Annotated in this window: 23 protein-coding genes; 10 read left to right on the plus strand and 13 right to left on the minus strand. The window is 70.2% G+C overall.

Annotated elements, in window-relative coordinates:
* Positions 1-44: 44 nt before the first annotated feature.
* The gene (locus tag EOW65_RS08905; protein WP_128148630.1) at positions 45-1,025 is read left to right on the plus strand and encodes an ABC transporter substrate-binding protein; all 981 of its coding nucleotides are present in this window, start codon (positions 45-47) and stop codon (positions 1,023-1,025) included.
* A gap of 99 nt (positions 1,026-1,124) precedes the next feature.
* A complete protein-coding gene (locus tag EOW65_RS08910; protein WP_128148632.1) occupies positions 1,125-1,562 on the plus strand; it encodes a hypothetical protein in 438 nt (145 codons plus the stop codon).
* Here the strand turns inward: EOW65_RS08910 and EOW65_RS08915 are convergent.
* Positions 1,559-2,677 (minus strand): mechanosensitive ion channel family protein, encoded by a 1,119-nt coding sequence (locus tag EOW65_RS08915; protein ID WP_206364039.1) that lies wholly within the window; start codon positions 2,675-2,677, stop codon positions 1,559-1,561. The two genes, EOW65_RS08910 and EOW65_RS08915, sit on opposite strands and share 4 nt — an antisense overlap.
* A gap of 175 nt (positions 2,678-2,852) precedes the next feature.
* Between EOW65_RS08915 and EOW65_RS08920 the strand changes: the two genes are divergently transcribed.
* The 5 genes from EOW65_RS08920 (at position 2,853) to EOW65_RS08940 (ending at position 8,884) form a co-directional block, all read left to right on the plus strand.
* On the plus strand, positions 2,853-4,157 hold the full coding sequence (locus tag EOW65_RS08920) for a helix-turn-helix transcriptional regulator (protein WP_128148634.1): 1,305 nt from the start codon (positions 2,853-2,855) through the stop codon (positions 4,155-4,157).
* Positions 4,158-4,232: 75 nt separating this feature from the next.
* Positions 4,233-4,652 (plus strand): response regulator transcription factor, encoded by a 420-nt coding sequence (locus EOW65_RS08925; RefSeq protein WP_128148636.1) that lies wholly within the window; start codon positions 4,233-4,235, stop codon positions 4,650-4,652.
* Positions 4,652-4,957 (plus strand): hypothetical protein, encoded by a 306-nt coding sequence (locus EOW65_RS08930; RefSeq protein ID WP_128148638.1) that lies wholly within the window; start codon positions 4,652-4,654, stop codon positions 4,955-4,957. Before EOW65_RS08925 ends, EOW65_RS08930 begins: the two co-directional genes overlap by 1 nt.
* Before the next feature lies 1 nt (position 4,958).
* Positions 4,959-7,646: an ATP-binding protein gene (locus EOW65_RS08935; protein ID WP_128148640.1), complete on the plus strand. Its 2,688-nt coding sequence runs from the start codon at positions 4,959-4,961 to the stop codon at positions 7,644-7,646.
* 137 nt (positions 7,647-7,783) lie between these two features.
* Positions 7,784-8,884, plus strand: a complete 1,101-nt coding sequence (locus tag EOW65_RS08940; protein WP_164880044.1) for a FliM/FliN family flagellar motor C-terminal domain-containing protein — start codon at positions 7,784-7,786, stop codon at positions 8,882-8,884.
* Between the two features lie 7 nt (positions 8,885-8,891).
* Here the strand turns inward: EOW65_RS08940 and EOW65_RS08945 are convergent, their stop codons facing one another.
* The 12 genes from EOW65_RS08945 to EOW65_RS09000 all read right to left on the minus strand — a co-directional run bounded on the left by EOW65_RS08945 (position 8,892) and on the right by EOW65_RS09000 (position 21,375).
* Positions 8,892-10,400: an aldehyde dehydrogenase family protein gene (locus tag EOW65_RS08945; protein WP_128148644.1), complete on the minus strand. Its 1,509-nt coding sequence runs from the start codon at positions 10,398-10,400 to the stop codon at positions 8,892-8,894.
* Positions 10,397-10,867, minus strand: coding sequence for a (2Fe-2S)-binding protein (locus EOW65_RS08950; RefSeq protein WP_128148646.1), 471 nt, complete (start codon positions 10,865-10,867; stop codon positions 10,397-10,399). The genes EOW65_RS08945 and EOW65_RS08950 overlap by 4 nt, the downstream gene beginning before the upstream one ends.
* Positions 10,864-13,893, minus strand: a complete 3,030-nt coding sequence (locus tag EOW65_RS08955; RefSeq protein ID WP_128148648.1) for a molybdopterin cofactor-binding domain-containing protein — start codon at positions 13,891-13,893, stop codon at positions 10,864-10,866. Before EOW65_RS08955 ends, EOW65_RS08950 begins: the two co-directional genes overlap by 4 nt.
* Entirely contained in the window at positions 13,890-14,741 is an 852-nt protein-coding gene (locus tag EOW65_RS08960; protein ID WP_128148649.1) for an aromatic ring-hydroxylating oxygenase subunit alpha, read from the minus strand. The genes EOW65_RS08955 and EOW65_RS08960 overlap by 4 nt, the downstream gene beginning before the upstream one ends.
* A gap of 10 nt (positions 14,742-14,751) precedes the next feature.
* Positions 14,752-16,119 carry an amidohydrolase family protein gene (locus EOW65_RS08965; protein ID WP_128148651.1) on the minus strand — a complete coding sequence of 456 codons (1,368 nt, stop codon included), beginning with the start codon at positions 16,117-16,119 and terminating at the stop codon, positions 14,752-14,754.
* Positions 16,116-17,633: a GMC family oxidoreductase gene (locus tag EOW65_RS08970; RefSeq protein ID WP_164880045.1), complete on the minus strand. Its 1,518-nt coding sequence runs from the start codon at positions 17,631-17,633 to the stop codon at positions 16,116-16,118. Before EOW65_RS08970 ends, EOW65_RS08965 begins: the two co-directional genes overlap by 4 nt.
* 46 nt (positions 17,634-17,679) lie before the next feature.
* Positions 17,680-18,288 (minus strand): thiamine pyrophosphate-dependent enzyme, encoded by a 609-nt coding sequence (locus tag EOW65_RS08975; protein WP_128148655.1) that lies wholly within the window; start codon positions 18,286-18,288, stop codon positions 17,680-17,682.
* A complete protein-coding gene (locus EOW65_RS08980) occupies positions 18,285-18,785 on the minus strand; it encodes a thiamine pyrophosphate-binding protein (RefSeq protein WP_113900952.1) in 501 nt (166 codons plus the stop codon). The genes EOW65_RS08975 and EOW65_RS08980 overlap by 4 nt, the downstream gene beginning before the upstream one ends.
* A gap of 105 nt (positions 18,786-18,890) precedes the next feature.
* Positions 18,891-19,811, minus strand: coding sequence for a LysR family transcriptional regulator (locus tag EOW65_RS08985; protein WP_128148657.1), 921 nt, complete (start codon positions 19,809-19,811; stop codon positions 18,891-18,893).
* Between the two features lie 8 nt (positions 19,812-19,819).
* On the minus strand, positions 19,820-20,449 hold the full coding sequence (locus EOW65_RS08990; protein WP_128148659.1) for a glutathione S-transferase family protein: 630 nt from the start codon (positions 20,447-20,449) through the stop codon (positions 19,820-19,822).
* Positions 20,446-21,093, minus strand: coding sequence for a Rieske (2Fe-2S) protein (locus EOW65_RS08995; protein ID WP_128148661.1), 648 nt, complete (start codon positions 21,091-21,093; stop codon positions 20,446-20,448). Before EOW65_RS08995 ends, EOW65_RS08990 begins: the two co-directional genes overlap by 4 nt.
* A 24-nt stretch (positions 21,094-21,117) precedes the next feature.
* Positions 21,118-21,375, minus strand: a complete 258-nt coding sequence (locus tag EOW65_RS09000; protein WP_206364040.1) for a hypothetical protein — start codon at positions 21,373-21,375, stop codon at positions 21,118-21,120.
* A 291-nt stretch (positions 21,376-21,666) separates the two neighbouring features.
* Between EOW65_RS09000 and EOW65_RS09005 the strand changes: the two genes are divergently transcribed.
* The 3 genes from EOW65_RS09005 to EOW65_RS20120 are packed head-to-tail and all read left to right on the plus strand — an operon-like array spanning position 21,667 to position 25,401.
* Entirely contained in the window at positions 21,667-22,791 is a 1,125-nt protein-coding gene (locus EOW65_RS09005) for a BMP family ABC transporter substrate-binding protein (protein WP_128148663.1), read from the plus strand.
* 7 nt (positions 22,792-22,798) lie between these two features.
* Positions 22,799-24,355, plus strand: coding sequence for an ABC transporter ATP-binding protein (locus tag EOW65_RS09010; protein WP_128148665.1), 1,557 nt, complete (start codon positions 22,799-22,801; stop codon positions 24,353-24,355).
* On the plus strand, positions 24,352-25,401 hold the full coding sequence (locus tag EOW65_RS20120; RefSeq protein ID WP_206364041.1) for an ABC transporter permease: 1,050 nt from the start codon (positions 24,352-24,354) through the stop codon (positions 25,399-25,401). Before EOW65_RS09010 ends, EOW65_RS20120 begins: the two co-directional genes overlap by 4 nt.
* The last annotated feature ends 1 nt before the right edge of the window (position 25,402 follow it).

The raw sequence follows: 25,402 nt of genomic DNA on the forward strand, positions 1-25,402 counted from the left end.
TTTCAACACCGGGGAAACACCCGGGTTCAACTGTGGAGACGACGATGAAGAAATTTCTGATCGGTGCGGCGGCGCTGGCCCTGATGGCGGGGGGCGTGTCGGCCGAAGAGGTCAAACTGCAGCTGAAATGGGTCACCCAGGCCCAGTTCGCGGGCTATTACGTGGCCAAGGACAAGGGCTTCTACAAGGAAGAGGGGCTCGACGTCGACATCATGCCGGGCGGCCCGGACATCTCGCCCACCCAGGTGATGGCCGGCGGCGGCGCCGATGTCACCGTCGACTGGATGCCCTCGGCGCTGGCCGCGCGCGAGAAGGGGCTCGCGCTCGTCAACATCGCCCAGCCCTTCAAGCATTCGGGCATGATGCTGACCTGCCTCAAGGAAACCGGGATCAAGGGGCCCGAGGACTTCAAGGGCAAGACGCTGGGCGTGTGGTTCGGCGGCAACGAATACCCGTTCCTGAGCTGGATGGCGACGCTCGGCATCCCGACCGACGGTTCGGCCGAGGGCGTGAAGGTGCTCAAGCAGGGCTTCAACGTCGATCCGCTGCTGCAAAAGCAGGCCGCCTGCATCTCGACGATGACCTATAACGAATACTGGCAGGTGATCGACGCCGGGCTGACCCCCGAGGATCTCGTCACCTTCAAGTACGAGGACGAGGGCGTCGCCACGCTCGAGGACGGGCTGTATGTCATGGAAGACAAGCTCAAGGACCCTGCCTTCAAGGACAAGATGGTCAAGTTCGTCCGCGCCTCGATGAAGGGCTGGAAATACGCCGAGGCGAACCCCGACGAGGCGGCCGAGATTGTGCTCGAGAACGACGAGTCGGGCGCGCAGACCGAAAAGCACCAGAAGCGGATGATGGGCGAGATCGCCAAGCTGACCATGGGCTCGAACGGCGCGCTCGATCCGGCGGATTACGAGCGCACGGTGAAGATCCTGCTGGCCGGCGGCTCGGACCCGGTCATCTCGAAGGCGCCGGAAGGGGCCTATACGCTCGAGATCACCGACGCGGCGCTGAAGTAAGCACGGCCCGCGCGGATCTGGGGCGCCCTTCGGGGCGCCCTTTTTTCATGGCCGATTCCTTAACCCCTCTGTGCTGATCTCGGGGCCGGAGGATCGCCGATGACCCGCACCTATGTGACCGACGAGGATCTGCCGGCGCCGCTGCTCTGGACGGGGGGCGGGCTGCTTGTCGTCGTCGTGGCGGGGCTGTTCTGGGCGGTGTGGAAAAGCCAGTTCGCCGCGCCGCCGGGGTATCTTTTCGACACCCCGACCGAGGCGGTCGAGGCGGGCTATTGTCTGGCCGTTGCTCAGGAATACCTGCCCGCGGGCGCCCCGGTCGGTAGCTTGCAGGACGAGGCGGCGCAATTCTGGATCGGCCGGCTGCGAAAGCTCGACGTCGACGGCATGGGCCGCGCGATCGTCGCCGGGCGGGCGAAGCTCGGCGCCGATCTGAAGGCTTCGCACGAGCGGGACCGCGCCTGGTTCGATTATGCGCTCGACCGCTGCACCCGCCGTGCGATGAACTATGGCGCGCGGTTCGGCAGCCTCGAGGATTAGCCCGGCTCTTCGGCGAAGGGCGGGCGGGCCGCGGTGACGGCGATCTCCTCGCGGGTGCGGGGCAGGGCGTCGGGATGGTCCTCCTGCAGCCAGCCGATCAGCTTCTCGCGTATCTCGCAGCGCAGGTCGAAGGCGCGCGGCGCGGTCCGGGCCGAGACGAGCACGCGCACCTCCATCACCCACTCGCGGAAATCGGTGACCTGCAGCGCATAGACCTTGCCATCCCACAGGGGCGAGGCGGCGGCCAGCTCGCGCCCCTTGGTGCGGATCTCCCCGACCGGGGCGCGGTGGTCGAGATAGAGCAGCACGGTGCCGATCAGCTCGGCGCTCTCGCGGGTCCAGTTCTGGAACGGCTGCTCGATGAAATAGCTCAGCGGCACGATGAGGCGGCGCCAGTCCCACAACCGGATCACGACGTAAGTCGACGAAATCTCTTCGACATTGCCCCATTCGCCCTCGACGATGAGGGCGTCGTCGATGCGGATCGGCTGGGTGATGGCAAGCTGGATGCCGGCGATCAGGTTCTTCAGCACGGGTTGCAGCGCAAGGCCCACGACGATGCCCGCCGCGCCGCCCGCAGCCAGCAGCGAGACGCCGTATTGCCGCACCGGCTCGAAGGTCATCAGCGCCGCGGCGGTGGCGAACAGGATCAGCACCACCTTGGCGACCCGCATCAGGATGCGGGTCTGCGTGACATGCTTGCGGGCCAGCAGGTTGTCCTCGGCATCCAGCTTGAAGCGGCGCAGGTGCAGCGTCGTCCAGATCGAAAGCGCGGTCCAGGCGATCCAGGCGAGGCACAGGATGAAGGCGACCAGCAGAAGCTGCGCGAGCCCCGCCGCCACGGTTGCCCCGAGTGGTGCGAGCGACAGCGCGAAGCGCAGCGCGGCGATGGCAAGGACCAGCCGCAAGGGCGCTGCGCCCCGTCCGACGAGCGAGCGCCAGAACAGATCCCGCCCCGCCACCAGCCGGTGCAGCGCCCCGAAGACCAGCCGCCAGACCGCCAGCGCCAGCATCAGCGCCGCGCCCAGCACCAGCGCCGAGACCGCCCAACCGGGCAGCCACACCCCGGCCCGCGCGATCAGGGTTTCTAGGTCGGCCGTCATTGTCTTGCCCATGTTCCCTCCTTTGCGCCGCAACGCAGCAGGGCGGGGCGGGGTTCCGTTGCACTTGCCAGCAACGGCGCGGCATTTTCCCGTGCAGGCCTGAAAACCGCCGCCATCATGCGTAAAATGCTTTTGCAGACAGTCTATTGCCTGTAAATTCCGGGCATGGACACGAAGGGAGGTGGCCGTGGCCCGTTCCGCCCTCACCGGCACGCGGATCCGCGAGCGGCGCACGGCGCTGCATGTGAAGCAGGCCGACCTTGCCCGCAGCGTCGGCATTTCCGCGGCCTATCTGAACCTGATCGAGCACAACCGCCGCCGCGTCGGCGATGACCTGCTCGAGACGCTTGCACGCGCCCTCGGGGTCGAGCCGGTGGCGCTTTCGGAAGGGGCCGAGGCGGTGCTCTTCGACGGGCTGCGCGAGGCCGCGGTGGGGGCCGAGAAGGCCGGGCCCGAGCTTGAACGCATCGAGGAATTCGTCGGCCGATTCCCGGGCTGGGCCGCGGTCCTGGCCGATCGTCAGGCCCGCGTCGGCGCGCTGGAACGCGTGGTCGAGGCCTATGCCGAGCGGATGGCGCAGGACCCGTTCCTGCTCGACAATCTGCATGAGGTGCTCTCGGCGGTGACCTCGCTGCGCTCGACCGCGGCGATCCTGGCCGAGACCGAGGACATCGAGCCGGAATGGCGCAACCGCTTCCTGCGCACCATGGCCGAGGAAAGCCTGCGGCTGTCGGGCACGGCGGAATCGCTGGTGGGCTATCTTGATGAAATGGAGACTGCCGAGACCGGTCTTGCCGCGCCGCTCGAACAGCTCGAGACTTGGCTGGCCGGGCGCGACTGGCATCTGGCCGAGCTCGAAACCGACGCCCCGCCGGCGCCCGAGGCGCTGATCGAGGGGGTGCCGGAACTCGCCTCGGCCGCGGCGCGCGAGCTGGCGCTCGCCCATGTTGCCCGCGCGGCGGCCGAGGCGCGGGCGCTGCCGCTGGCGGCGTTCTCCGATGCGCTGGCCGAGCTCGGGCCCGAACCGGGGCTGCTGGCCGCGCGCTTTGGCGTGCCGGTCGGGATGGTCTTTCGCCGCCTTGCCACGCTGCCGCCCGGCCTGCCCGGGCGGGTGCCGGCGGGGCTTGTCGCCTGCGACGGCTCGGGCACGCTGACCCTGCGCCGGCCGGTGCCGGGTTTTGCCCCGCCGCGCTTCGGCGCCGCCTGCCCGCTCTGGCCGCTCTACGAGGCGCTGGCCCGCCCGGCGCAGCCGGTGCGCGCGGTGATCGACATGGCCGGCCGGCTGCCGGCGCGTTTCCTCGCCTATGCCTGGTGCACCCAGCACCCGGTCGGCGGCTTCGACGGGCCGGTGCTGCGCGAGGCGATGATGCTGCTTCTGCCCGCCCCGCCCGGGCGCGAGGGGAACGAGCGCGCGGTTGGCAGCTCGTGCCGGATCTGTCCGCGCGCGGGCTGTCCGGGGCGACGCGAGCCCTCGATCCTGCCCGAACGTTGAGCCCCCCGACCGCGCGCCGTTTGACAGCACGGCCCCGGCCCGCGATAGTCGGCCGAGGGGGAGAGGAGGCACAGGATGGCGCAACGTCAGGTGCTGCTGATCGAGGACGAGCCGCATATCGCCGAGGCGATCCGGTTCATCCTCGGACGTGCGGGATGGCAGGTCATGCTCGAGGCGAACGGGGCGCAGGCGCTCGCGCGCATTGCCGAGTTGCGACCCGAGGCCGTCATCCTCGATCTGATGCTGCCCGGCCGCTCAGGGCTCGAGATCCTGACCGATCTGCGCGCCGATCCGCGCCTTGCCGCAACGCCGGTGCTGATGCTGACCGCCCGCGGTCAGGCGCGCGACCGCGAGGCGGCCGAGCAGGCCGGCGCCACCGCCTTTCTGGCGAAACCCTTCGCCAATGCCGATGTCGTCGCCGCGCTCGAGGCGATCGCCGGGGCCGGCACCCCGGGCGGTGCCGCGGCCGCGGTCGCCGGGCCGGGGCAGCGCTGATGCCGCGCGGCGCCGGCCAGCCGTTGTTCCTTGCCCGCCGGTCCTACCGCCGCCGGCGGATGATGGACGGCGGTCGCGTGCTGCCGCTCCTCGGTGCGGTGCTGCTGCTGCTGCCCGGGCTGTGGCATTCGGACGGCAGCGACTGGCCCGGCACCGGCGCGGGCGGGATCTATCTCTTCCTCGTCTGGAGCGGGCTGATCCTTGCGGCCTTCGGCCTGGCCCGCGGCCTTGGCCCGGCGCTCGAGGCCGAGGAAGAGGCGGTGGGCGGGCCGCCGCTGGGCACCGGGCCGGGCGAGGACGGCTGAGATGCCCTTCGACAGTCTCGTCGCGGTCAGCCTTGGTTACGTCATCCTCCTCTTCACCGTGGCCTTCGTCGCCGAGCGGCGGGCGCGCCTTGGCCGGCTGCGGTTCCTGCGCAGCCCCTGGGTCTATACCCTGTCGCTGTCGATCTATTGCACCGCCTGGACCTTCTATGGCGCGGTGGGCTATGCGGCGCGCTCGGGGCTCGAATTTGCCACCATCTACCTTGGCCCGACGCTGGTCTTCGTCGGCTGGTGGGCGCTCCTGCGCAAGCTGGTGCGGATCGGCCGGGCGCAGCGGGTGACCTCGATCGCCGACCTGATCTCCAGCCGCTATGGCAAGTCGAACCTGCTCGGCGTCATCGTCACGCTGATGTCGGTGGCCGCCGCCACGCCCTATATCGCACTGCAGCTGCAGTCGGTGACGCTGAGCTTCGGGGTCTTTGCCGCGGAGACGCCCGAGGGCTGGGCGCTGCCCGATCAGGGCTCGACGGCGCTGTGGATCGCGGGGGGGCTCGCGCTTTTCACCATCCTCTTCGGCACCCGCAACCTCGATGCGAACGAGCGCCACCACGGCGTCGTCATGGCGATCGCGCTCGAGGCGGTGGTGAAGCTGCTGGCGCTGGTCGCGGTCGGCGTCTTCGTCGTCTGGGGCATCGCCGACGGGCCGGCCGATGTGCTTGCCCGCATCGACGCCTCGCCGATTGCCGGCTGGGACCTGCGCCCGGGCCGCTTTGCCGGGCTGACCTTCGTCTCGGCCGCCGCCGTGCTGACCCTGCCGCGGATGTTTCAGGTGCTGGTCGTCGAGAATGTCGAGGAACGCCATCTGGCGACTGCAAGCTGGGCCTTCCCGGCCTATCTGATGCTGATGAGCCTTTTCGTCGTGCCGATTGCGGTCCTCGGGCTCGAGCGGCTGCCGGCGGGGGCGAACCCAGACCTGTTCGTTCTGACGCTGCCGCTGGCCGAGGGGCAGGGGCGGCTCGCGTTGCTGGCATTCCTCGGTGGCTTTTCCTCGGCCACCTCGATGGTGATCGTGGCGGCGATCGCGCTGGCCACGATGGTGTCGAACCACATCGTCACGCCGCTGTGGCTGGCGCTGCGCTCGGGCCGGGCGCAGCAGGGCGACGTGCGCGGCCTCGTGCTGACCAGCCGGCGACTGTCGATCGGCGCGGTACTGGCGATGGGGTATCTCTATTATCACCTTTCGGGCGGGGCCGAGGCGCTCGCGGCGATCGGGCTGATTGCCTTCGTCGGCACCGCACAGGTGCTGCCGGCGCTGATCGGCGGGTTGTTCTGGCGCGGCGCGACCCATGTCGGGGCGACGGTGGGGCTGGTGAGCGGTTTCGCGATCTGGCTTTACGCGCTTTTCCTGCCCTCCTTCGGCGGCGGCGGGCTGATGTCGGCGGGGCTGCTGGCAGAGGGGCCCTTCGGCATTTCCTGGCTGCGGCCGCAGGCGCTCTTCGGGCTCGAGGGGCTCGACCCGCTGCTGCATGCGCTGTTCTGGTCGCTGCTGGTGAACACGCTCGCCTTCCTCGTCTTCTCGATGACCAGCTTCCCGGGACCGATGGAGCGGCTGCAGGGCGTGGCCTTCGTCAATGTCTTCGATCAGGGCCAGGGCGCGCGCAGCTGGTCGCGCGGTCAGGCCGAGGCCGAGGATCTGCTCAGCATGGCGCAGCGCATCCTGGGCGCCGAGGAGGCACAGCAGTTCTTCCAGACCCAGGCGGCAGCGCAGGGCAAGGCGGGCTTCCTGCCCGACCCGACGCCCGAGTTTCTGGCAAGGCTCGAGCGCCAGCTGGCAGGCTCGGTCGGTGCGGCGACGGCGCATGCGATGATCGCGCAGCTTATCGGCGGCGCCTCGGTCAGCGTGCAGGACCTGATCGCCGTGGCCGGCGAGGCCGCCGACATCAAGGAATATTCGGCCCGCCTCGAGGCGAAGTCCGAAGAGCTGGCCCGCACCGCGCGCGCGCTGCGCGAGGCGAATGAGAAGCTGACCTCGCTGTCGGTGCAGAAGGACGCCTTCCTCGGTCAGATCAGCCACGAGCTGCGTACGCCGATGACCTCGATCCGCGCCTTTTCCGAGATCCTGATGGAGCCGGATCTGCCCGAGGCGCTGCGCGCGCAATATGCCGAGATCATCCACGAGGAGGCACGTCGGCTGACCCGGCTGCTCGACGACCTGCTTGACCTTTCCGTGCTCGAGCATGGCAAGGCGCAGCTCACCGTCTCGGTCGCCAACCTGCACGACCTGATCGACCGCGCCGTCGCCGCCGCCTCGAACACCCGCCCCGAGCGCGACCTCCGCCTCGAGCGCGACTTCCCGGCCGAGCACGTGCCGATCTTCACCGACACCGACCGGCTGGTGCAGGTGTTCATCAACCTCGTCTCGAACGCCCGCAAGTATTGCGATGCCGAGCGCGCGGTGCTGCGCATCGAGGTGAAGCGGCGCGGCCAGAAGGTGCAGATCGACTTCATCGACAATGGCTCGGGCATCCCGAAGGCAAGCCAGGCGCTGATCTTCGAGAAGTTTTCGCGCCTCACCGACACCTCGAAGGCCGGCGGCGCGGGGCTGGGGCTGGCGATCTGCCGCGAGATCATGGCCAATCTGGGCGGCAGCATCGACTATCTGCCGGGGCAGGGCGGGGCCGCCTTCCGCGTCACCCTGCCGCTGCGCCGGCGTGAGGGCGATGCCGCCTGAGGTGGCGAAATCCCGTCGTCTCTCAATGATTTGTAAACCCTGAGGGGCGCATTCTGGCCGGCGAAGGCGCCCGTGCGGCGCGGGCAAAGGCGGGGCGGATCGGGCGGATGGCGGCGCAGGCGCAGGACAGGTCGTTGTTGGCGCGCAAGGCAGAGGCGGGGCGGTGCGAGCCCGGCGCGCCGCCGATGACGGCCGAGCGGGCGATCTCGCAGGCGCTGTCGCGCGCGGCCGGCGAGATGTTCGATTTGCCGCTCGCCGTGCACGCGATCCGCGAGCGGCGGATGACGCTGGCCGACCTGCCGGAACTGCTTGAGGAGCTGTCGCTGCTTGCGCTGATCGAGGGGCCGCAGGAGACGCTCGGCCTGCTGGCCCTGCCGCCCGCGACGCTCGCGACGCTGATCGAGGTGCAGATGACCGGTCGGGTCGGGCGCGCCGCGGCACCGCCGCGCCGCCCGACCCGGGTCGATGCGGCGATGGCCGCGGCGTTCGTCGATGCCTTCCTCGAAGGGGTCGAGGAGGGACTCGAGGGGATGGAGGAGCAGGTCTGGGCGGGGGGCTATCGCTATGCCTCGCATCTTGACGATCCGCGCCCGCTTGGTCTGCTGCTCGAGGATCTGGGCTATCGGGTGTGGCAGCTTGATCTGCTGCTCGGCCCGCCCCCGGGGCGACCGGCGGGGCTTTTGTGGGCGGTGCCGGCGCAGGGCCGGTTCCGGCGGCAGCCGGTGCGGCGTGCGGCCGAGCCGGCGACGCATGTCGCCCCCGCGCCAGACGGCGATGCGGCCGGGGCGGCCGACTGGGCGCGGCGGATGGAGGGCACGGTGATGGGCACGCAGGCGGTGCTCGAGGCGGTGCTGCACCGCGTCACCCTGCCGCTTGCCGCGGTGATGGCCTTCGCTTCCGGCACCCAGATCCCGTTGCCCGAGGATGCGCTCGAACGGCTGTCGCTCGAGGGGGCGGGGGGGCGGCGGCTTGCCCCGGCGCGACTTGGCCAGCACCGCGGTTTCCGCGCGCTGCGGCTGTCCTCCGACGAGGACGAGGCGGCGCCGCCACAGGCGGTGAAACCGCTGAAGATGACCTCCGCGCCGCCGTTCGAGCCGGGGCCGAGCCCCTTTGCCGCCCGCTCCGCCGCCCCGCCCGCAACCGCAGGCACGGGGGCGCTCGGTCTTGCCATGGACTGGGACGGCGACGCCGGGGAGGCACCGGCCAAACCGCCGGCGCGGCGCGGCTCCTTGGCCTGAGCCGGGCTCAGACCACCATGCAGACGGTCTTCGTCTCGAGGTAGTTCTCGAGCCCGTTCGGCCCGTTCTCCACCCCCCAGCCCGAGGTCTTCATCCCGCCCTTCGGCAGCTCGGGCGAGAAGTAGCTGTGGCAATTCACCCAGACCGTGCCCGCCCGCACCGCTGCCGCCATCCGGTGCGCGGCGCTCAGGCTTTCGGTCCAGACCGAGGCGGCAAGGCCGTAGTCGGTGTCATTGGCGAGCGCCAGTGCCTCCTCGGGCTCGTCGAAGGGGGTGATCGCGGTGACCGGGCCGAAGATCTCCTCGCGCATCAGCGCCATGTCGGGGGTGACGCCGGCAACGACCGTCGGCGCGAAGAAGGCCGGTGCCTCGGCAAAGCCCGTGCCGCCCGCCAGCACCTCCGCCCCCGCGGCGCGCCCGCCCGCGACATAGGCCGCGACGCGCGCCGCCTGGTCCGGGCTGACGAGGGGCCCGAGGTCCGACGCCGGGTCGAGCCCGTGGCCAAGCCGCAGCCGCCCCGCCTCGCGCGCCAGCCCCTCGGCCATCGCCTCGTAGAGCTTGCGCTGCACATAGACGCGCGAGCCGGCAACGCAGACCTGCCCGGAATTGGCGAAGATGCCGCGTGCGACGCCGGGGATGGCGAGCGACAGGTCGGCATCGGCCATCACGATCGCGGGCGACTTGCCGCCGAGCTCCAGCGTCAGCTTCTTCAGATTGCCGCGGGCCGAGCCGAGCAGGATCCGCCCGACCTCGGTCGAGCCGGTGAAGGCGACCTTGGCGACGCCGGGGTGACGGGCCAGCGCATCGCCCACCTCGGCGCCAAAGCCGGTCAGCAGGTTGACGACGCCCGCGGGCAGCCCCGCCTCGAGCATCAGCTCGCACAGCCGGATCGCGGTGAGCGAGGTCTCCTCGGCCGGTTTCAGCACCACGGTACAGCCCGCGCACAGCGCCGGTGCCAGCTTCATCGCGGCCATCAGCAGGGGCGAGTTCCACGGCGTGATCGCCGCCACCACGCCGATCGGCTCGCGCCGGGTGTAGGCCATCACCTGCTTGCCGGCAGGCGCATAGCCGATCGAGGGGGTGATCGCGGTGCCGAGGATCTTGCTCGCATAGCCCGCATAATAGCGGAACTGCGCGATGGCGCCCGGGATCTCGCCGAAGCGGGCGGTGGCGAAGGTCTTGCCCTGATCGAGGCTTTCAAGCTCGGCCAGTTCGTCGGCGTGCGCCTCGATCGCATCTGCGATCTTCCACAGTAGCGCGCCGCGCGCCATCGGCAGCATCCGGGCCCAGTCGGGGCGGGAAAGCGCCGCCTGGGCCGCGGCAACGGCGGCCTCGGCCTCGGCCGCGCCGGCACGGGCGAGCGTGGCAAGGGGGGCTCCGGTCGCCGGATCGGTGGTCTCGAAGGTCGCGGCGGTGGCGATCCATTCGCCGTCGATCAGGATCTTCTTCGCGCCGCCCTGCAGAAAGGCGCGCGCGCCCTCGGTCTTCGGGGCATGGGGGATGAGGCTCAGGGTCATGGCAGGTCTTTCAGGCGGTCGCGGGCGGTTCTCGCGCCGCGCAGGATCGAGTGGTAGCCGGTGCAGCGGCACAGGTTGCCCTCGAGCGCCTCGGCAATGCGGGCGTCATCGGGCAAAGGGCGGGCCGCGAGCAGCCCCGCCAGCGACATCATCATGCCGGGCGCGCAATAGCCGCACTGGAAGGCGTTTTCCTCCTCCATCGCGGCGGCGAGCGTCTCGCCCACGGGCAGGGCGGCAAGCCCGGCGATGGTGGTGATCGCGCGGCCCGCAACCTGCCAGCCCGAGAGCAGACAGGCGTTCACCGCGGCGCCGTCCAGAAGCACCGTGCAGGCGCCGCAGCGGCCGATGGCGCAACCCGCCTTGACCTCGGTCGCGCCAAGCCGCTCGCGCAGCGCATCGAGCAGGGTTTCCTCGGCGTCGATCGTCGCCGGGGCGCCGTTCAGGGTGAAGGCGAGGGGCGGGCTCATCGGGCGGCCTCCAGCATCGCAAGCAGGGTTTCGGGCGGGAAGGGCGCGGTCGCGGGCCAGGCGCCAAGCGCATCGGCGACGGCATTCGCGATCGCCGGCGTCACCGCGCCGATGCCAAGCTCGCCCACCCCGCGCGGGCCGAAGGGGTCGGCGGGGTCGAGCGGTTCGTGTGCCGTCGCCCGCATCCGCTCGGGCACGTCGCGCACCGTGGGCATCAGATAGCTGTCGAAGTTGCGCGCAAGCGGCCTCCCGCCCGTCATCGGCATGTCCTCGGTCAGGGTGAAGCCAAGGCCCTGCACCAGCCCGCCCTCCATCTGGCCAAGATACGAGGCCATGTCGATCACCTTGCCGGCGGCGGTGTGGATCTCGAGGTCGAGCACCCGCACCGCGCCGCTCACCCGGCTGATCGCGACACGGGCGAGGGTGACGCCATAGGCGAAGATGAAGCGCGCATTGCCGGCGCGGTAGTCGCTTTTCGGGAAGGCGAAGAAGGTCTCGGCGCGCTCGGGCGCCAGCGCGGAAAAGGCGAGGGTGGGGCTGTGGTTGCCGCCCTCGGCCTGGACCCCGCCCGGCACGATGCGCAGCCGGTCCGCGGGCAGGCCAAGCCGCAGGGAGGCCTGCACGAGGATCTTTTCGGCCAGCGCTGGCGCCGTCTCCTCGACGCCGCGCCACACGACATAGCCGCCGCGCGAGGCGGTGGTCGAGCCGCTGTCGGGCGCGGTGCCGGTGTCGCCGAAGATCACCTCGATGTCCGCGCGTGCGCAGTGCAGCCGTTCGGCCACCGCGGCATGGACCGAGGCCACCATGCCCTGACCGATCTCGTCGAGCCCGGTGAAGACGCGGATCCTGCCGCCTTCGAGCCGGATCTCGAAACGGGCCTCGTCGGTCGGGATCGTGCCAAGACCGTTGCCCTGATAGTTCAGCGCGATGCCGGTGCCGGTGACCTCGTCGGCGCGGACCGCGGCGGGCGCCCACAGAGTGGAGGCCGCGGCGACATCGAGCATCTCGGACAGCTTCTCGGTCGGCGCGACTTTCTGGCCGAGGAAGCCCGGCTCGCCCGCCCGGCGCAGGTTGCGGCGCCGGATCTCGACCGGGTCGAGCCCGCACAGTGCTGCAAGCCGGTCAATCTGGCACTCGATCGCATAGCTCATCTGGTTCGCGCCGAAACCGCGGAAGGCGCCGCCGGTGCCGTTGTTGGTATAGGCGAGCCGGCCATGAGTGCGGATGTTCTCGACCCGATAGGGGCCGGCCGCGTGCTCCATCGCGGTTTCCAGAACGCCCGGCGAGAGCGAGGCATAGGCGCCGCTGTCGGCCAGCGCCTCGACCTCTTGCGCCACCAGTCGCCCCTCTGCGTCGCAGCCGGTGCGCATGCGGATCACGAAGGGGTTGCGCTTGGTCCCGGCAAGCACGCTTTCGGCGCGGCTCAGATGCAGGCGCACCGGGACGCGGGCCTTCAGCGCCAGAAGTGCGAGCGCCGGCTGCACGGTCAGCTCGTCCTTGCCGCCGAAAGCGCCGCCGGTCGGAGAGGTGACGACGCGGATCCGGTCCTCGGGCAGGGCGAGGATGCGGGCCAGCTGCATCCGGTCGCGCGCGCCGTGCTGACCGCCCGCGCAGACGATCACGCCCTCGCCCTCGGGCGCGGCCCAGCCCCCTTCGGTCTCCATGAAACCGTGCATCTGGCGCGGTGTGACATAGGTGTCCTCGACCACATGCGCGGCGCCGGCAAAGCCCGCGGCCAGATCGCCGCGGCTCAGCCCGACTTCGGTCACCAGATTGCCGGCGGCATGGAGGGCGGGCGCCCCGGGGGCAAGCGCCGCCTCCATGTCCTCGACCAAGGGCAGCGGGCGATAGTCGACGCGGATGAGCGACAGCGCGCGCTCGGCGGTCTCGGCATCGATCGCCGCCACCGCGGCGACCGCATCGCCGAGATAGCGCACCCGGTCGGCGCAGAGCGCCGGCTGGTCCTGCAACAGGATGCCGAAGGCATTCAGCCCGGGCACGTCGCGATGGGTGACGACGGCGCGCACGCCGGGCAGGGTCTCGGCGGCCGTGGTGTCGATCGCGAGGATCTCGGCATGGGGATGGGCGGCGCGCAGGATGCGGCCGACCAGCATCCCCTCGGCCCGGACGTCGGTCATGTAGGCGAGCGTGCCGCGCACCTTGGCGGGCATGTCCTCGCGCATGTGCCAGCGGTCTTCGCCGGCAGTGCGGCTCAGCTCGGTCAGGTCTGGCAGCGGCGCCGGGGCAGGGCGCGGGCGCGCGGGGCGGCGCAGCGGCGCCAGCCCGACCAGCCCCGCGACCAGTGCATTCGCCGCCACGCGCCGGCGGTAGCGGGCGCTGCGGAAGGCGCAGTCGGGGGCGGCGATCTCGGCCTCGATCCGGGCGCCGAGCGCCGCGCGGTCGAGCGTGGCGAGCGGCCGGCCGAGCAGCCAGCCCTCGGTTTCCGGCAGGCGCGCGGGGGCGACCGCGCCGCCGCCGACCGCAAGCCGCACAGCGGTGATGCGGCCGTCTTCCATGCTGAACGAGCCCGCCGCGGCGATGATCGAGGGGCAGAAGCCCGCCCTCAGCCCGGTCTTGCGCCAGATCTGCCGGGCAAGCGGCAAGACGGTGACGGACAGCACCAGCCCCTCGGGCCGGGCGAGCCAGTCGGCGAGCGGGCGGGGGCCGTGAGTGGTCCCGACCTGCGCATCAAGCGCAAGAAGGGCAGGAAGAAGGCACCCCGCCCGCCAGCCGATGGTGCCGCCGAGCGTCGCCAGACGGCGAATGTTCGGGGCGGCCACATCGGCCGCCGCCGCGCTCAGAAGCGGCACTGACTCCCAACGCAGGGTTTCGAGATCGGTTCCCGCGCCGATCCGGTTTTTCGCGATGCCTTTCGGCAGCAGCGCGCCGATGTCGACCAGATCCGCGGGCACAGGTTTGCCCGCCGCCGCATCCAGACGAAAGGCGGTGCCGCCCGCGACCGGGCGCGCCCCTGCGGCGATGCGGGCGAGCGCGTCGTCGAGCGTCGCGGCGCGGGTGACGCTCATTCGGCGGCCATCGCGACGGGTTCGGCGGTGGTGCCGAAGGTCAGCCCCTTCTCCTTCAGCCAGCGGCGATAGGCGATCGAGGAGCTGTCGGCGCGGGTCGGGATCTCGGCCCGCGGTTCCAGCGGCAGCAGCAGCGGGCGCTGGTTCTCGACGATGATCCGGTCTTGCAGGAAGATCACCTGCTCGAAGCGCAGAAGCTGGGTCTGCGTCGCCTGCTGGTCGAGCAGATACATCACCGGCTGCGCCCGACACAGCCCGGCCTCGATCGGGTGGATGAAAAGCGCGATGGCATCCTGCCGCTCGGGGGCCGAGGGGCAGACGCGATAGAGCATGACGACGAAGGGATCGGGCACGCGATAGGTCAGGCGGGCGAATTCGCCCTCGGGCCGGGTGCTGGTCATCTGCGGCTGGAAGAAGGTGCAGTTCGTCGCCCAGACCTCGTCGACCTCGCGGCGGATCTCGGACTTGTAGCCGGGCACTTCGGTGTGCGGCTCGGAGCCGAGGATGTCGGTGTGCACGAAGGGAAAATGCGCCATGTCGAGAAAGTTCTCGACCACCCTCAGCCCCGAGGCCCGCATGGTCACCCAACCGCAGGGGACGAAGCGGCGGTCGGGTTCCCCGGCTTCGGCGATGTCGAAGATCTCGCGCCCGGGGGTGCCGAGCGTGGTCCACAGACAGCCGAATTTCTCGCGCACCGGCAGGGCGCGCGCCCCTGATGTCACCTGCCGGCCCGGCCCGATGGTGATTGGGTGGCCCAGCAGTTTCGTGTCCTCGACCCGGTCGAGGTCGGCAAGCGTGGCGACCGCGTACCAGGCGTTCAGGGCGACGGGATCTTGCGTGGCGCTCATCGTGGCCTCCTCAGGCATCGGTCCATTGTTTCGAGGCATTCTCGGCGAGCCACGCCTTGCGGCGGGTGAAAAGGCCGGGGGCAAGGCGGTCGATGCGGGCGATGATCTCGCCCATGTCGCCGGTCTTGAGTTCGCCATCCTCGACGACGATCGCGCCATTGACCATGGTCATCGCCACGTCCGAGCCGCGCACCGCATGTACAAGGTTGTGCTGCAGGTTGAACCACTCGCCATCGGGCAGGAAGGGCGTCATCCGCGGCGTGTCGGCGCGCACCGCGATGATGTCGGCCTTCTTGCCGGGTTCAAGCGCGCCGGTGACCTCGCCGAGCCCCACCGCCTTCGCGCCAAGCGAAGTGCCCATGCGCAGCGCCGTCCAGCTGTCCATCGCCGCGGCGTCGCGGTGCCGCAGCTTGCCCAGAAGCGAGGCGGTCTTCAGCTCCTCGAACATGTCGAAGTTGTTGTTTTCCTTCTCGCCATCGGTGCCAAGCCCGACCGGCACGCCCATCTCCAGCATCTCGGCCACCGGCGCGATGCCCGAGGCGAGCTTCATGTTCGACACCGGGTTATGCGCCACCGAGACATTGTGGCCCGCGATCATCCCGACCTCGTCGCGGTCGAGCCAGACGGCATGGGCGAACATCGCGTGGCGGGTCTCGAAGAAGCCCAGATCGCGGAACACCTCCATCGGGCGGCGGCCATAGCGGCGGTGGAACTCGGCCACCTCGATCTCGGCCTCCGAGCAGTGGGTGTGGAAGGGCACGTCGTATTTCTTCGCCATGTCGATGGCGCGCTGCTGCCCGGCCTCGTCGGCATAGAAGAGATGCTCGAGCCCGACCCAGACCGAGACCCGGCCCTCCGCGCCACCGTTCCAGCGCTGGATCAGCGCCTCGTTCATGTCGAGCCGGTCGAAATAGTCGTAATCGGGGTGCTCGCCCACATAGGGCACGGCGATCAGCCGGTTGCCCATCACCTCGGCGGCCTTGGCCGAGCCCTCCATGAAGCGCCACATGTCGACGACGGTGGTGGTGCCCGAGAGCAGGCTTTCGGCATAGCACAGATAGCTTGCCGCCTCGGCCTCCTCGGGGCGCAGCATCCGGTGCATCGGGTTGATGTGCAGCGTCAGCCAGTCCCAGACCGGCAGGTGTTCGGCGGTGCCGCGCAGGAAGCCCGAATGGGCATGGGCGTTGATCAGCCCGGGCATCAGCACGGCGCGGCCCATCGGCTTGACCCTGGCGCCGGGGTGGGCGGCAAGGATCTCGTCGGCGGGGCCAACGGCGGCGATGGTGTCGCCGCGCACCACGACCGCGCCCCTGGCGATCACCCGCAGCGCGGCATCCATCGTCACCACGGCATCGGCGGTCAGGATCAGGTCGGTCATGCGTCCTCCAGAATGAACGTCGCCGCGCGTTCGCCGATCAGGGTCACGGGGGCGTGGGTGTGGCAGGCGGGGATCACCGGGATGACGGAGGCATCCGCCACCCACAGCCCGCGCGTGCCCCGGACGGCAAGGCGCGAGGTGACCGGGGCCTCGTCCGAGGCCCCCATCCGCGCCGTGCCGCAGCAGTGAAAGAAGGTCGAGCAGCCGCGCCGCACGAAAGTGTCGAGTGCGTCGCCCGTGAGCCGCCCCTCGGGCGCGGCAAAGCCCGCGAAGAGGCCGGCGAAGGCCGGGCCCGTGACCATGTCGAGCAGCGCCTCGACGCCGCGCTTCATCGCCACGAGATCGCGCGGATCGGTGAGCAGGCCGGGGCGGATGTCGAGCGGGTCGTCGACCCCGGTGCCGGTCAGCCGCAGCCGCCCGCGCGACCACGACCGCATCACGCCGAGGCCAATGGCGAAGAGCGGCCCCTGATCGGGCAGGCGGTAGTGCTCGATCAGCGCGGGCACCCCCGAGCGGCCCTGGATCGGGAAGGCGAGCAGGTCCGCCTCGGGAAGGCTGGCGTCGGATTTCCAGATCGTCAGCGTGCCGCCGCCGTTCCCCTGCATCGGGCCGAAGGGTTCGGTCAGGCGGAAATTCAGCGCGCGCAGCAACGGGTGGTCCTGCAGGTTCTGGCCCACGCCCTCGGCCCGCACCCGGCAGGCAAGGCCAAGGCGGGCGAGCTCGGCCTCGGGGCCGATGCCGGCAAGGGTCAGCAGCCGCGGCGTCTCGAAGGCGCCGGCGGCAAGGATCACGCCGCGGCGCGCGGTGAAACGGCCGGCCGTGGTCTCGACCCCGGTCGCACGGTCGCCGGTGAAGACGAGGTCCAGCGCCCGGGTCTCGGGGATCAGCGTCACGCCGCGGCCCAGCATCGGCCGCAGATAGCCGTCGGCCGAGGTCCAGCGCCGCCCGTCCTTCAGGTTGAAATTGCCAAGCGCCACGCCGAGGGGCTCGGGCCCGTTCGGATCGGCGAGGTCCGGCAGCCCCATCGCGCGCCCGCCCGCCAGCATCGCGCGGGTCAGCGGGTGCTCGGTGCTCGAGCGCTCGATCGACAGCGGGCCGCCGGTGCCGCGCAGGTCAGTGGCGCCGCCCGCCCAGTTCTCGGCGCGGCGCAGGAAGGGCAGGCCCTCGTCGAAGGACCAGCCCGGCGCCTCGGCGTCCCAGCGGGCATAGTCGGCGGGGGTGCCGCGATACCACATCATCGCATTGGTGGCCGAGGAGCCGCCCACGGCCTTGCCGCGCGGAATGGCGATGGTGCGGCCCAGCACCTCGGGGACGGGGGCATAGTCGTGCGCCCAGTCCCAGGCGCTGCGCTGCAACCCGAACCAGCTCGACGGGTCCTCGATCTCGCGCACGCCCTTCGGGTCGCGCCCGGCCTCGAGCACCAGCACCTCGGCGCCCGCCTCGGCCAGACGCCGCGCCACCGGCGCGCCGCCCGAGCCCGAGCCGATGACGATGAAATCGAAGCTGTCCTGCATCGCCCTCGTGCCTTCTGCCCCCATGCCTTCTGTCCAGCGTGCCGTCTCAGTTGTGCTCCGAGGGGCCCATGATGGTGATCCCCTCGCTCGCCTCGACATGGCGCACGAAGATGTACTTGTCCTCGCGCCCGTCGGAGTGCTTGCGGCGGATGTCGGGTTGCACGGCGCCCGCGACCTTGGCGACGACGATATAGGGCTCGGCCGCGGCAAGGCCCTTGCGGCAATGGTCCTCGAACTCCTCGAGGGTGCGGGCGGTATAGGCATGGGGCACGCCTGCGCCGCGCGCGATCGCCGCGATGTCGACCCGGCCGAAGGCGGTGTGGGTCGGCGGGCCGCCGATCGACTGGTAACACTCGTTGTCCCAGACCACGACGAAGAGGTTCTTCGGCTGCTCGTTGCCCAGCGTGGCGAGGATGCCGAGGTTGAACATCATGCCGCCGTCGGTGTCGAGCGAGACGATGCGGCGATGCGGCAGCCCCGCCGCCAGACCGAAGGCCTGCGGCGTGACACAGCCCAGCTGCTGCTGGAACAGGCTGGCCGCGCGCATGTGCGGGGCGGCGTTGTACCATTCGTCGACCGAGGCGCCGAGCGACAGGATCACCAGCTCGTCCGACAGCATCGCGGCCAGTTTCGTCATGCAGTCAAAGCGTTTCATCGCACGATGCTCCCCGACAGCGCCACCGCGGTGTGGTAATAGCTGGCATAGGCCAGCTCGTAGGCGTCGACGATCGCCTGCTCAATCCGGGCTTCCTCGCGCTCGACCACATAGGGGATGCGCAGCGCCTGCAACACCGGCTCCATCGTCACCCCATGCGGCACCGCCCACCAGTTGTTCTCGCCCATGTCGCCGCGATAGCTCATCAGCATCACCACCGGGATGCCGGCGCCGAGCCCCATCCGGGCGAGCGGTTCGACCGAGGCGCGCAGGCCCGAGTTCTCCATCACCAGCGCCGCGCGCTTGCCCGACAGGAATACGCCGCCGCAGATCGCCGCGCCCTCGCCCTCGTTGGTGACGCGGATGGTGCGGATGTCGGGATCGGCATCAAGCGCCGGATAGAGCTCCTTGAAGAGCGAATCCGGCAGGTAGCAGACGATCGAGACGCCTGCGCGCTTGAGGCCGCGGATCACGGCGTCGACGGCGCTTTGCTGCATGGGAGAGTCTTTCCTGCGTTGTCTTCCCGCTCAGCCAACCAGCTTTCCGGTGTTCCGAAAAGACGGTGATTTTCGAACCAGTCGTTGCTTAAGGTGCAACAGGTGTCAGGCCAGTCGCTCGAGCGCGAGGCCGAGCGAGGAGCCAAGCGCCTCGGCCGCCTCCGAGGCCTCGCCCTTCGGCCGCGCAATGAGCGACAGACGCCGCGCGCTGAGGCGCGAATCGGAGAGCGGGATGAACACCAGCTCGCCGCGCGCGATCTCGGCCTGCACGCCGAGCTGGGTCTGCAACACCGTGCCGAGGCCGCGCTTGGCCAGGTCGATCATCAGCCCGATCGAGTTTGTCCGCGCCCGGCGCGAGAATTCGACGAAGCTGCCCGAGAGCACCTGTTCGATCGAGCTGTCGAGGGTGAGCGAATGGTCCGACAGGATCACCCGCTCGCCCGCCAGGTCATAGGAGCGCAACGGCCCCTTCTGCTGCGTCAGCCGGGTGCCGGGGGCGACCATCACCCCAAGCGGCAGCTGCACCGCGGTGATCCGGCGCGCGCCGCGCGGCAGGCGCATGTCGAAGGCGATGGCGATGTCGGCCTCGCCCTGCGTCACCAGATCCACCGCCTCCTGCGAGCCGCAGACATGCACGTCGACCGAGATCTCGGGATGGCGGATCCAGAAGGCGGCGAGCACGTCGGGCACCAGCGCGCGCGCCGCACTCTCGATCACCGCAAGTGTCACGGTGCCGCGCCGCAGCCCCTGAAGATCGCCGATCTCGGTCACCGCGCGGGTCAGCTCGCGGTCGGACTGGCGCAGGTGGTAATGCAGAAGCTCGCCCGCCGAGGTCAGCTTCAGCCGCTGCTTCTGGCGCTCGAACAGCGGCGTGCCGATGTCCTCCTCCAGCTGCTTGATGGTGCGGCTGACCGAGGAGGGGGCGACGTTCAGCGCGAGCGCCGCCTGCCGGATCGAGCCGAGCCGCGCCACCAGCATGAAGTGATGCGTGCGCGAGGAGATCAGCCCGAGCCGGTGCAGGTCCATCTGTGCCCTCAGTGATAATCCGGAATGCCCGGCATGGTGATGAAGCCCGGGGTCAGCCGCACCCGCCGCGCCCAGAGCCGCAGCGCCGGGAAGGCATCGTGGTCGAGCCCGTGGTCGCGGCTGAGCGCGAAGGCCGGGAACAGCGCCAGATCGGCCAGCGTCAGCTCGGGCCCGGCGAAGAAGCCAAGGCCGCGGATCGTCTGATGCGTCATGTGGTCTTCCATCACCCGCAGCATCCGGGCGGTGCGCGCCGAGAGCGCGGCAAGGTCGCCGGGTGTTGCCATCAGCGCAATCTCGCGCGCGGCCTTCGCCACGGCGAGATGCTGGGCCCAGAAGGCGAGCCAGTCGTCGATCCGCGCGGCAATCACCTCGTCCTCGGGCAGCAGCCGCCGCTCGGGATCGAGTGCCGCGAGCCGGCGCAGGATCGCCTCGGGCTGGGTCAGCACCAGCGTCTCGTCCTGAAGGATCGGCAGCGTGCCGAGCGGGTTCAGTCGCATGTAGGCATCCGAGCGGTGTTCGGCGCCCGGGAACATGTCGACATTGCGCAGATCGAGCGCGACCCCGGTGCAGGCGGCGACCAGCCGGGCGCGATAGCAATCCTCGTCGAGGTCGTAATTGTGCAGAAGCGGTGCGCTCATGCGGCGATCTCCTTCTCGGCGGCGCGGCGCAGGGTTTCCGCCCAGTCACAGATCGCCAGCAGGGTCTCGGCCGAGGCGCCGGGGCGGGTGGTGATGTGCAGTGCGACGGTGCCGGGGCGGATCGGCTGCACACCAATGGCGAGCGGGCCGTGCGCGCAGTCGAGCGTTGCCAGCGCCCCCTCGATCACCGCGTTTTCCTCGTTCAGCAGCATGTCTGCGACGGTGATCAACCCGGCCTCGAGGGTGATCGAGCGCACCGGGACCGCATCGGGCAGGGCAGGGACTTCGATCGGATCGGTGCCCAGCGGCAGCGCCGCCCAGATCATGCCGCCGGTCTCGGTGCAGCCATAGCGCGCCGCACAGATCGAACCCGGGACCTCCAGATCGGGGTGAGCGGGGATCTTGCGGCAGATGCCGCCCTCGTCGAATTCCCAGCCATGATAGAGGCAGGCGATATGGTCGCCGCGCACGAAGCCGAAGCTCAGCTTCATGCCGCGGTGCGGGCAGCGGTCTTCCCAGGCATGGGCGCGCCCGTCGGTGTCGCGCCAGACCACGATCTCGGCGTCCTCCACCATGGTTCCCGCCGAGGTGCCCGGCGCGATGTCGCGGGCCAGCGCAAGCGGCACCCATTGCGTCCCAGTCATTCTTCGATCCTCGCTGTTGGTCGTTCAGTCGTTGTCATTGCGCTCCACCTCGCGCACCAGGCAATCCGCCGGGCCGAGGCTCAAGGCCATCTCGAAGGCGTCGACCAGATCCGGAGCGCCGGCGACACGCAGCCGTGCGGCCGTTGCATCAACTGCAATGGTGTCGAGCGCGATCGACAGCCGCGCGGCGCGATGGGCGGCGAATTCGGCGAAGCTGTCCGGGCGGATCTGCCCGAAGAAGGTGAATGTCGCGCGCGATGCAGGGCGCCGGGAAGCAGGCATGGCAGGCCTTTGAGGCGATGGAAACTGGTCTGGCCGGGGCCCGGACGCACGGTGGGGGGCGTCGCTCCGGTGCCGGTCCGGGGTCAGTAAGACCAGCCCGGGCCGGCCCGTCAAGTGTTGCGTTTTGCGCAACGTTGAGGTCTCGGATTTGGCGCTATCCAGAACGGCTGGAATCGGGGCACGCTGCAGATGCAAACGGTGCGCGGTCTTGCCGCCCCGCCACGACAGAACCGATGAAACGGACCTCCGCCGGCAAGAGCGGAGCCGCAGACCGACACTGGGAGCCTCCTCATGATCTCTATCAAGTCTCTTTCCCGCCGCGGCTTTCTGAACATGGGCGCGGCCGCGGGCGCGGGCCTGCTGCTGCCGAAAACCGGGCTCGTGCGCCCCGCCTTTGCCGAGGCGCCGCTCGCCCCCGTCGACGTCAAGGATGCGATGATCGCCTTCGGCCACACCGGCCCGGTCTCGGACGAGGGCTGGACCTGGGCGCATGACCAGGGGATGAAGGCGGTCGAGGCGGCCTTCCCGGGCATCCGCACCTCCTTCGTCGAGTCGGTCCCCTATTCGGCAGACGCCACACGCATCTTCCGCCAGTTCGTCGCCGACGGGGCGAACATGGTCTTCGCCACCTCGAACTATGGCGATTTCCTCTATGACGTCGCCAGGCGCGCCCCCGAGGTCGCCTTCTACGAATGCGACGGCCGCACCCACATGGACAACCTCGGCACCTATTACGTGCAGCACTGGTATCCGTCCTATGTTGCGGGCATCGCCGCCGGTGCGATGTCGAAGACCGGCAAGCTCGGCTATGTCGCCTCCTTCCCGGTGCCCTCGGTCTATTCTGGCACCAACGCCTTCCTGATGGGCGCGCGCACGGTGAACCCGGCCGCGACCGTGCAGTGCATCGTCATCAACTCCTGGTTCGACCCGCAGGCGGCGACCCAGGCCGGCACCGCGCTTCTCGACAATGGCTGCGACGTGCTCTTCGGGATCATGGACGAGGCCGGCTATCTGCAGGTTGCCGAGGCGCGGGGCGCGAAGGCGGTGATGTGGAACACCGATCTGCGCCGCTATGGCCCGAAGGCCTACATCACCTCGATCATGGTCGACTTCAAACCCTTCTACGTCGAGCAGGTGCGCCGCCGCCTTGCGGGCGAATGGACGCCGACCTACGGGCTGCTGCCGATGGGGCAGGGCGTCGACCGCGACGCCTGGGGCGAGACGGTGCCGCCCGAGGTCGCCGCCAAGGCCGATGCCGCGCGCACGAAGATGATGCAGGAGGGCTGGAGCCCCTTCGTCGGCGAGATCAAGGACTCGAAAGGCACCATCAAGGTCGCCGCAGGCCAGAAGATGACCGAGGAAGAGCTCTATCACTGGGACTGGTCGATCGAGGGCGTCTCGGGCCTCGACGCCTGAGGCGGCGATGGCAGCGCCTTCGATCCAGTCGCGTCTCGGGCTGGTGCCCGGGACGCCGCCGCTTGTCTCGCTGCGCGGGGTTGGCAAGGTCTTTCCGGGCGTGATCGCCAATGCCGATGTCGATCTCGACGTCTTCCCGGGCGAGATCCACGCGCTTCTGGGCGAGAACGGCGCCGGCAAGTCGACGCTGATGAACATCCTGACGGGCATCTATCAGCCCGACGAGGGCGAGATCATCGTCGGCGGCCGCGCGGTCAGCTTTGCCTCGCCGGTCGATGCGATCGCCGCGGGCATCGGCATGGTGCACCAGCATTTCAAGCTGGTGCGCGCCTTCACCGTGGCCGAGAACATCCATCTGGGCTGGAGCGAGACGCCAAGGCGGATCTCGCGCGTCGCGCTCGAGACGCGCACGGCCGAGCTGTCGGCGCGGCTCGGTCTCGCCGTCGATCCGGCGGCGCGGGTGGCCGAGCTGTCGACCGGCGAGCAGCAGCGCGTCGAGATCCTGCGGGTGCTGGCCCGCAAGGCGCGGGTGCTGATCCTCGACGAGCCGACGGCGGTGCTGACGCCTGCCGAGGCGCGCGAGCTTTTCGCCGCCCTGCGCGCCTTCGTGGCCGAGGGCAATGCGGTGATCTTCATCAGTCACAAGCTCGACGAGGTGCTGGAGATCGCGCATCGCGTCACCATCCTGCGTCAGGGGCGCAAGGTGGCGACCGACTGGACCGACGCCTGCACCGAGACGAGCCTCGCACAGCAGATGGTCGGCCGCGAGATCGTGCTGAGCGACATGCGCGGCACCGAGCGGGGCCGCATCGGCGCGTCGGTGCTGGCGCTCGAGGGCGTCAGCCTGATGTCCGAGGGCGTGACACTGCTCAAGAACGTCTCGCTCGAGCTGCGCGCGGGCGAGATCCTCGGCATCGCCGGGGTCGCGGGCAATGGTCAGCGCGAGCTGACGCAGGTGATGACCGGGCTTGCGGTGCCGACGACCGGCCGGGTGTGGCTGGAGGGCGCCGATGTCACCCGTGCCGGCGCGCGCAGGATCGCGGCGCAGGGCGTGGGCCATATCCCCGAGGACCGGCTGCACGCCGGCATGGCGCCGGCGCTCTCGATCACCGACAACGCGGTTCTGCGCGAATACGCGAAACCGCCGCTGTCGCTCGGGCCGCTGTTCCGGCCCTGGCGCGCGACGCGGCTTGCGCGCGAGATCGCCGCCGCTGCCGAGGTCATGGTGCCGAGCTTCGAGATGCCGGCGCGCAACCTCTCGGGGGGCAACCAGCAGCGCCTTGTGGCGCGGCGCGAGATGCGCATCGCCTCGAAGGTGCTGGTCGCGGCCTATCCCTCGCGCGGGCTCGACGTCGGCGCGATCAACACGATGATGCGCTATTTCACCGAGCTGCGCGACGCCGGCGTCGCCGTGGTTCTGGTGTCCGAGGAACTGGAGGAACTGTTGACCCTCGCTGACCGGATCGCCGTGATGTTTCATGGCGAGATCATGGGCGTCGTGCCTGCCGAGGGCGCGGATATCGAGGCGATCGGCCTGATGATGGGCGGGAGGCGCGCGGCATGAGCTATCGTCTGCAACGCCTGCCGGTCGCGAAACCCTCGGTCGCCTTCGCGGCGCGCATCGCCTCGGTGGTGCTGGCACTGCTGACCGCGGGGCTGGTGCTGAAACTCGTCGGCATGGAGCCGCTGGCGCTGGCTGGCCGGGTGCTGAAATCGACCTTCGGCTCGAGCTTCGGGCTCGAGGATCTGGCGCTTCTGTTCACGCCGCTCCTGTATTGCGGGCTGGCTGTGGCGGTGGCGCTGCGGATCGGGGCGTGGAACATCGGCGCCGAGGGGCAGTTCAATCTGGGCGCCTTTGCCGCGACCGGGATCGCGCTCTTCGTGCCGGGGCCGGACTGGGCGCTGCTGCCGGCGATGGCGGTCGCGGGGGCGCTGGCGGGAGCCGCCTGGATCCTGATGCCGACGCTCGCGCGGGCCTATGCGGGCGTGTCCGAGCTCATTACCACGCTGCTGCTGAACTTCGTCGCGCTGCTGCTGGTCTATTGGGTCTCGACCGGGCCGTGGCTCGACCCGTCGGGGCATGCGCTGGCCACCACCGCGCGGCTGCCGGTCGCGGTGCCGGAATTCTGGGGCATCGTGCATTGGGGGCTGCCGGTCGCGCTGATCCTCGCCGTGGGGCTGGCCGCGGTCTTTGCCTTCACCCGCTGGGGCTATGAGGTGCGGATCGGCGGCTCGAACCCGGGGGCGGCGCGCTATGCCGGCATGCCGGTGCGGCGCCATCTGATCGCGGTGATGCTGCTTTCGGGCGCCATCGCCGGGCTCGGCGGGATGATGGAGGTCGCGGGCACCGTCGGCCGGCTGCAGGGCGGGATCTCGAACAATTACGGCTATCTCGGCATCATGGTCGCGGTGCTGGCCCGGGCCGCGCCGCTTGGCACCATCGCCACCGCCTTCCTGATGGCCACGATCCTGAACGGCGGCATCATCTTGCAGACCCAGGGGCTGACCACCCACACCGTGCTCGCGCTGACCGGGCTGATCCTGCTCTATGCCGCAATCGGCGACGAGGCCGCGAAATACCGCATCGTCAAACTCGCGAAGGGAGCGTGAG

It is taken from the genome of Paenirhodobacter ferrireducens (assembly GCF_004022265.1).
Lineage (GTDB): Bacteria > Pseudomonadota > Alphaproteobacteria > Rhodobacterales > Rhodobacteraceae > Rhodobacter > Rhodobacter ferrireducens.

Coding starts and splice junctions, on each gene's coding strand:
- EOW65_RS08905 (WP_128148630.1), top strand. CDS start 45: ATGAAGAAATTTCTGATCGGTGCGGCGGCGCTGGCCCTGATGGCGGGG.
- EOW65_RS08910 (WP_128148632.1), top strand. CDS start 1,125: ATGACCCGCACCTATGTGACCGACGAGGATCTGCCGGCGCCGCTGCTC.
- EOW65_RS08915 (WP_206364039.1), bottom strand. CDS start 2,677: ATGGGCAAGACAATGACGGCCGACCTAGAAACCCTGATCGCGCGGGCC.
- EOW65_RS08925 (WP_128148636.1), top strand. CDS start 4,233: ATGGCGCAACGTCAGGTGCTGCTGATCGAGGACGAGCCGCATATCGCC.
- EOW65_RS08930 (WP_128148638.1), top strand. CDS start 4,652: ATGCCGCGCGGCGCCGGCCAGCCGTTGTTCCTTGCCCGCCGGTCCTAC.
- EOW65_RS08935 (WP_128148640.1), top strand. CDS start 4,959: ATGCCCTTCGACAGTCTCGTCGCGGTCAGCCTTGGTTACGTCATCCTC.
- EOW65_RS08945 (WP_128148644.1), bottom strand. CDS start 10,400: ATGACCCTGAGCCTCATCCCCCATGCCCCGAAGACCGAGGGCGCGCGC.
- EOW65_RS08950 (WP_128148646.1), bottom strand. CDS start 10,867: ATGAGCCCGCCCCTCGCCTTCACCCTGAACGGCGCCCCGGCGACGATC.
- EOW65_RS08955 (WP_128148648.1), bottom strand. CDS start 13,893: ATGAGCGTCACCCGCGCCGCGACGCTCGACGACGCGCTCGCCCGCATC.
- EOW65_RS08960 (WP_128148649.1), bottom strand. CDS start 14,741: ATGAGCGCCACGCAAGATCCCGTCGCCCTGAACGCCTGGTACGCGGTC.
- EOW65_RS08965 (WP_128148651.1), bottom strand. CDS start 16,119: ATGACCGACCTGATCCTGACCGCCGATGCCGTGGTGACGATGGATGCC.
- EOW65_RS08970 (WP_164880045.1), bottom strand. CDS start 17,633: ATGCAGGACAGCTTCGATTTCATCGTCATCGGCTCGGGCTCGGGCGGC.
- EOW65_RS08975 (WP_128148655.1), bottom strand. CDS start 18,288: ATGAAACGCTTTGACTGCATGACGAAACTGGCCGCGATGCTGTCGGAC.
- EOW65_RS08980 (WP_113900952.1), bottom strand. CDS start 18,785: ATGCAGCAAAGCGCCGTCGACGCCGTGATCCGCGGCCTCAAGCGCGCA.
- EOW65_RS08985 (WP_128148657.1), bottom strand. CDS start 19,811: ATGGACCTGCACCGGCTCGGGCTGATCTCCTCGCGCACGCATCACTTC.
- EOW65_RS08990 (WP_128148659.1), bottom strand. CDS start 20,449: ATGAGCGCACCGCTTCTGCACAATTACGACCTCGACGAGGATTGCTAT.
- EOW65_RS08995 (WP_128148661.1), bottom strand. CDS start 21,093: ATGACTGGGACGCAATGGGTGCCGCTTGCGCTGGCCCGCGACATCGCG.
- EOW65_RS09000 (WP_206364040.1), bottom strand. CDS start 21,375: ATGCCTGCTTCCCGGCGCCCTGCATCGCGCGCGACATTCACCTTCTTC.
- EOW65_RS09005 (WP_128148663.1), top strand. CDS start 21,667: ATGATCTCTATCAAGTCTCTTTCCCGCCGCGGCTTTCTGAACATGGGC.
- EOW65_RS09010 (WP_128148665.1), top strand. CDS start 22,799: ATGGCAGCGCCTTCGATCCAGTCGCGTCTCGGGCTGGTGCCCGGGACG.
- EOW65_RS20120 (WP_206364041.1), top strand. CDS start 24,352: ATGAGCTATCGTCTGCAACGCCTGCCGGTCGCGAAACCCTCGGTCGCC.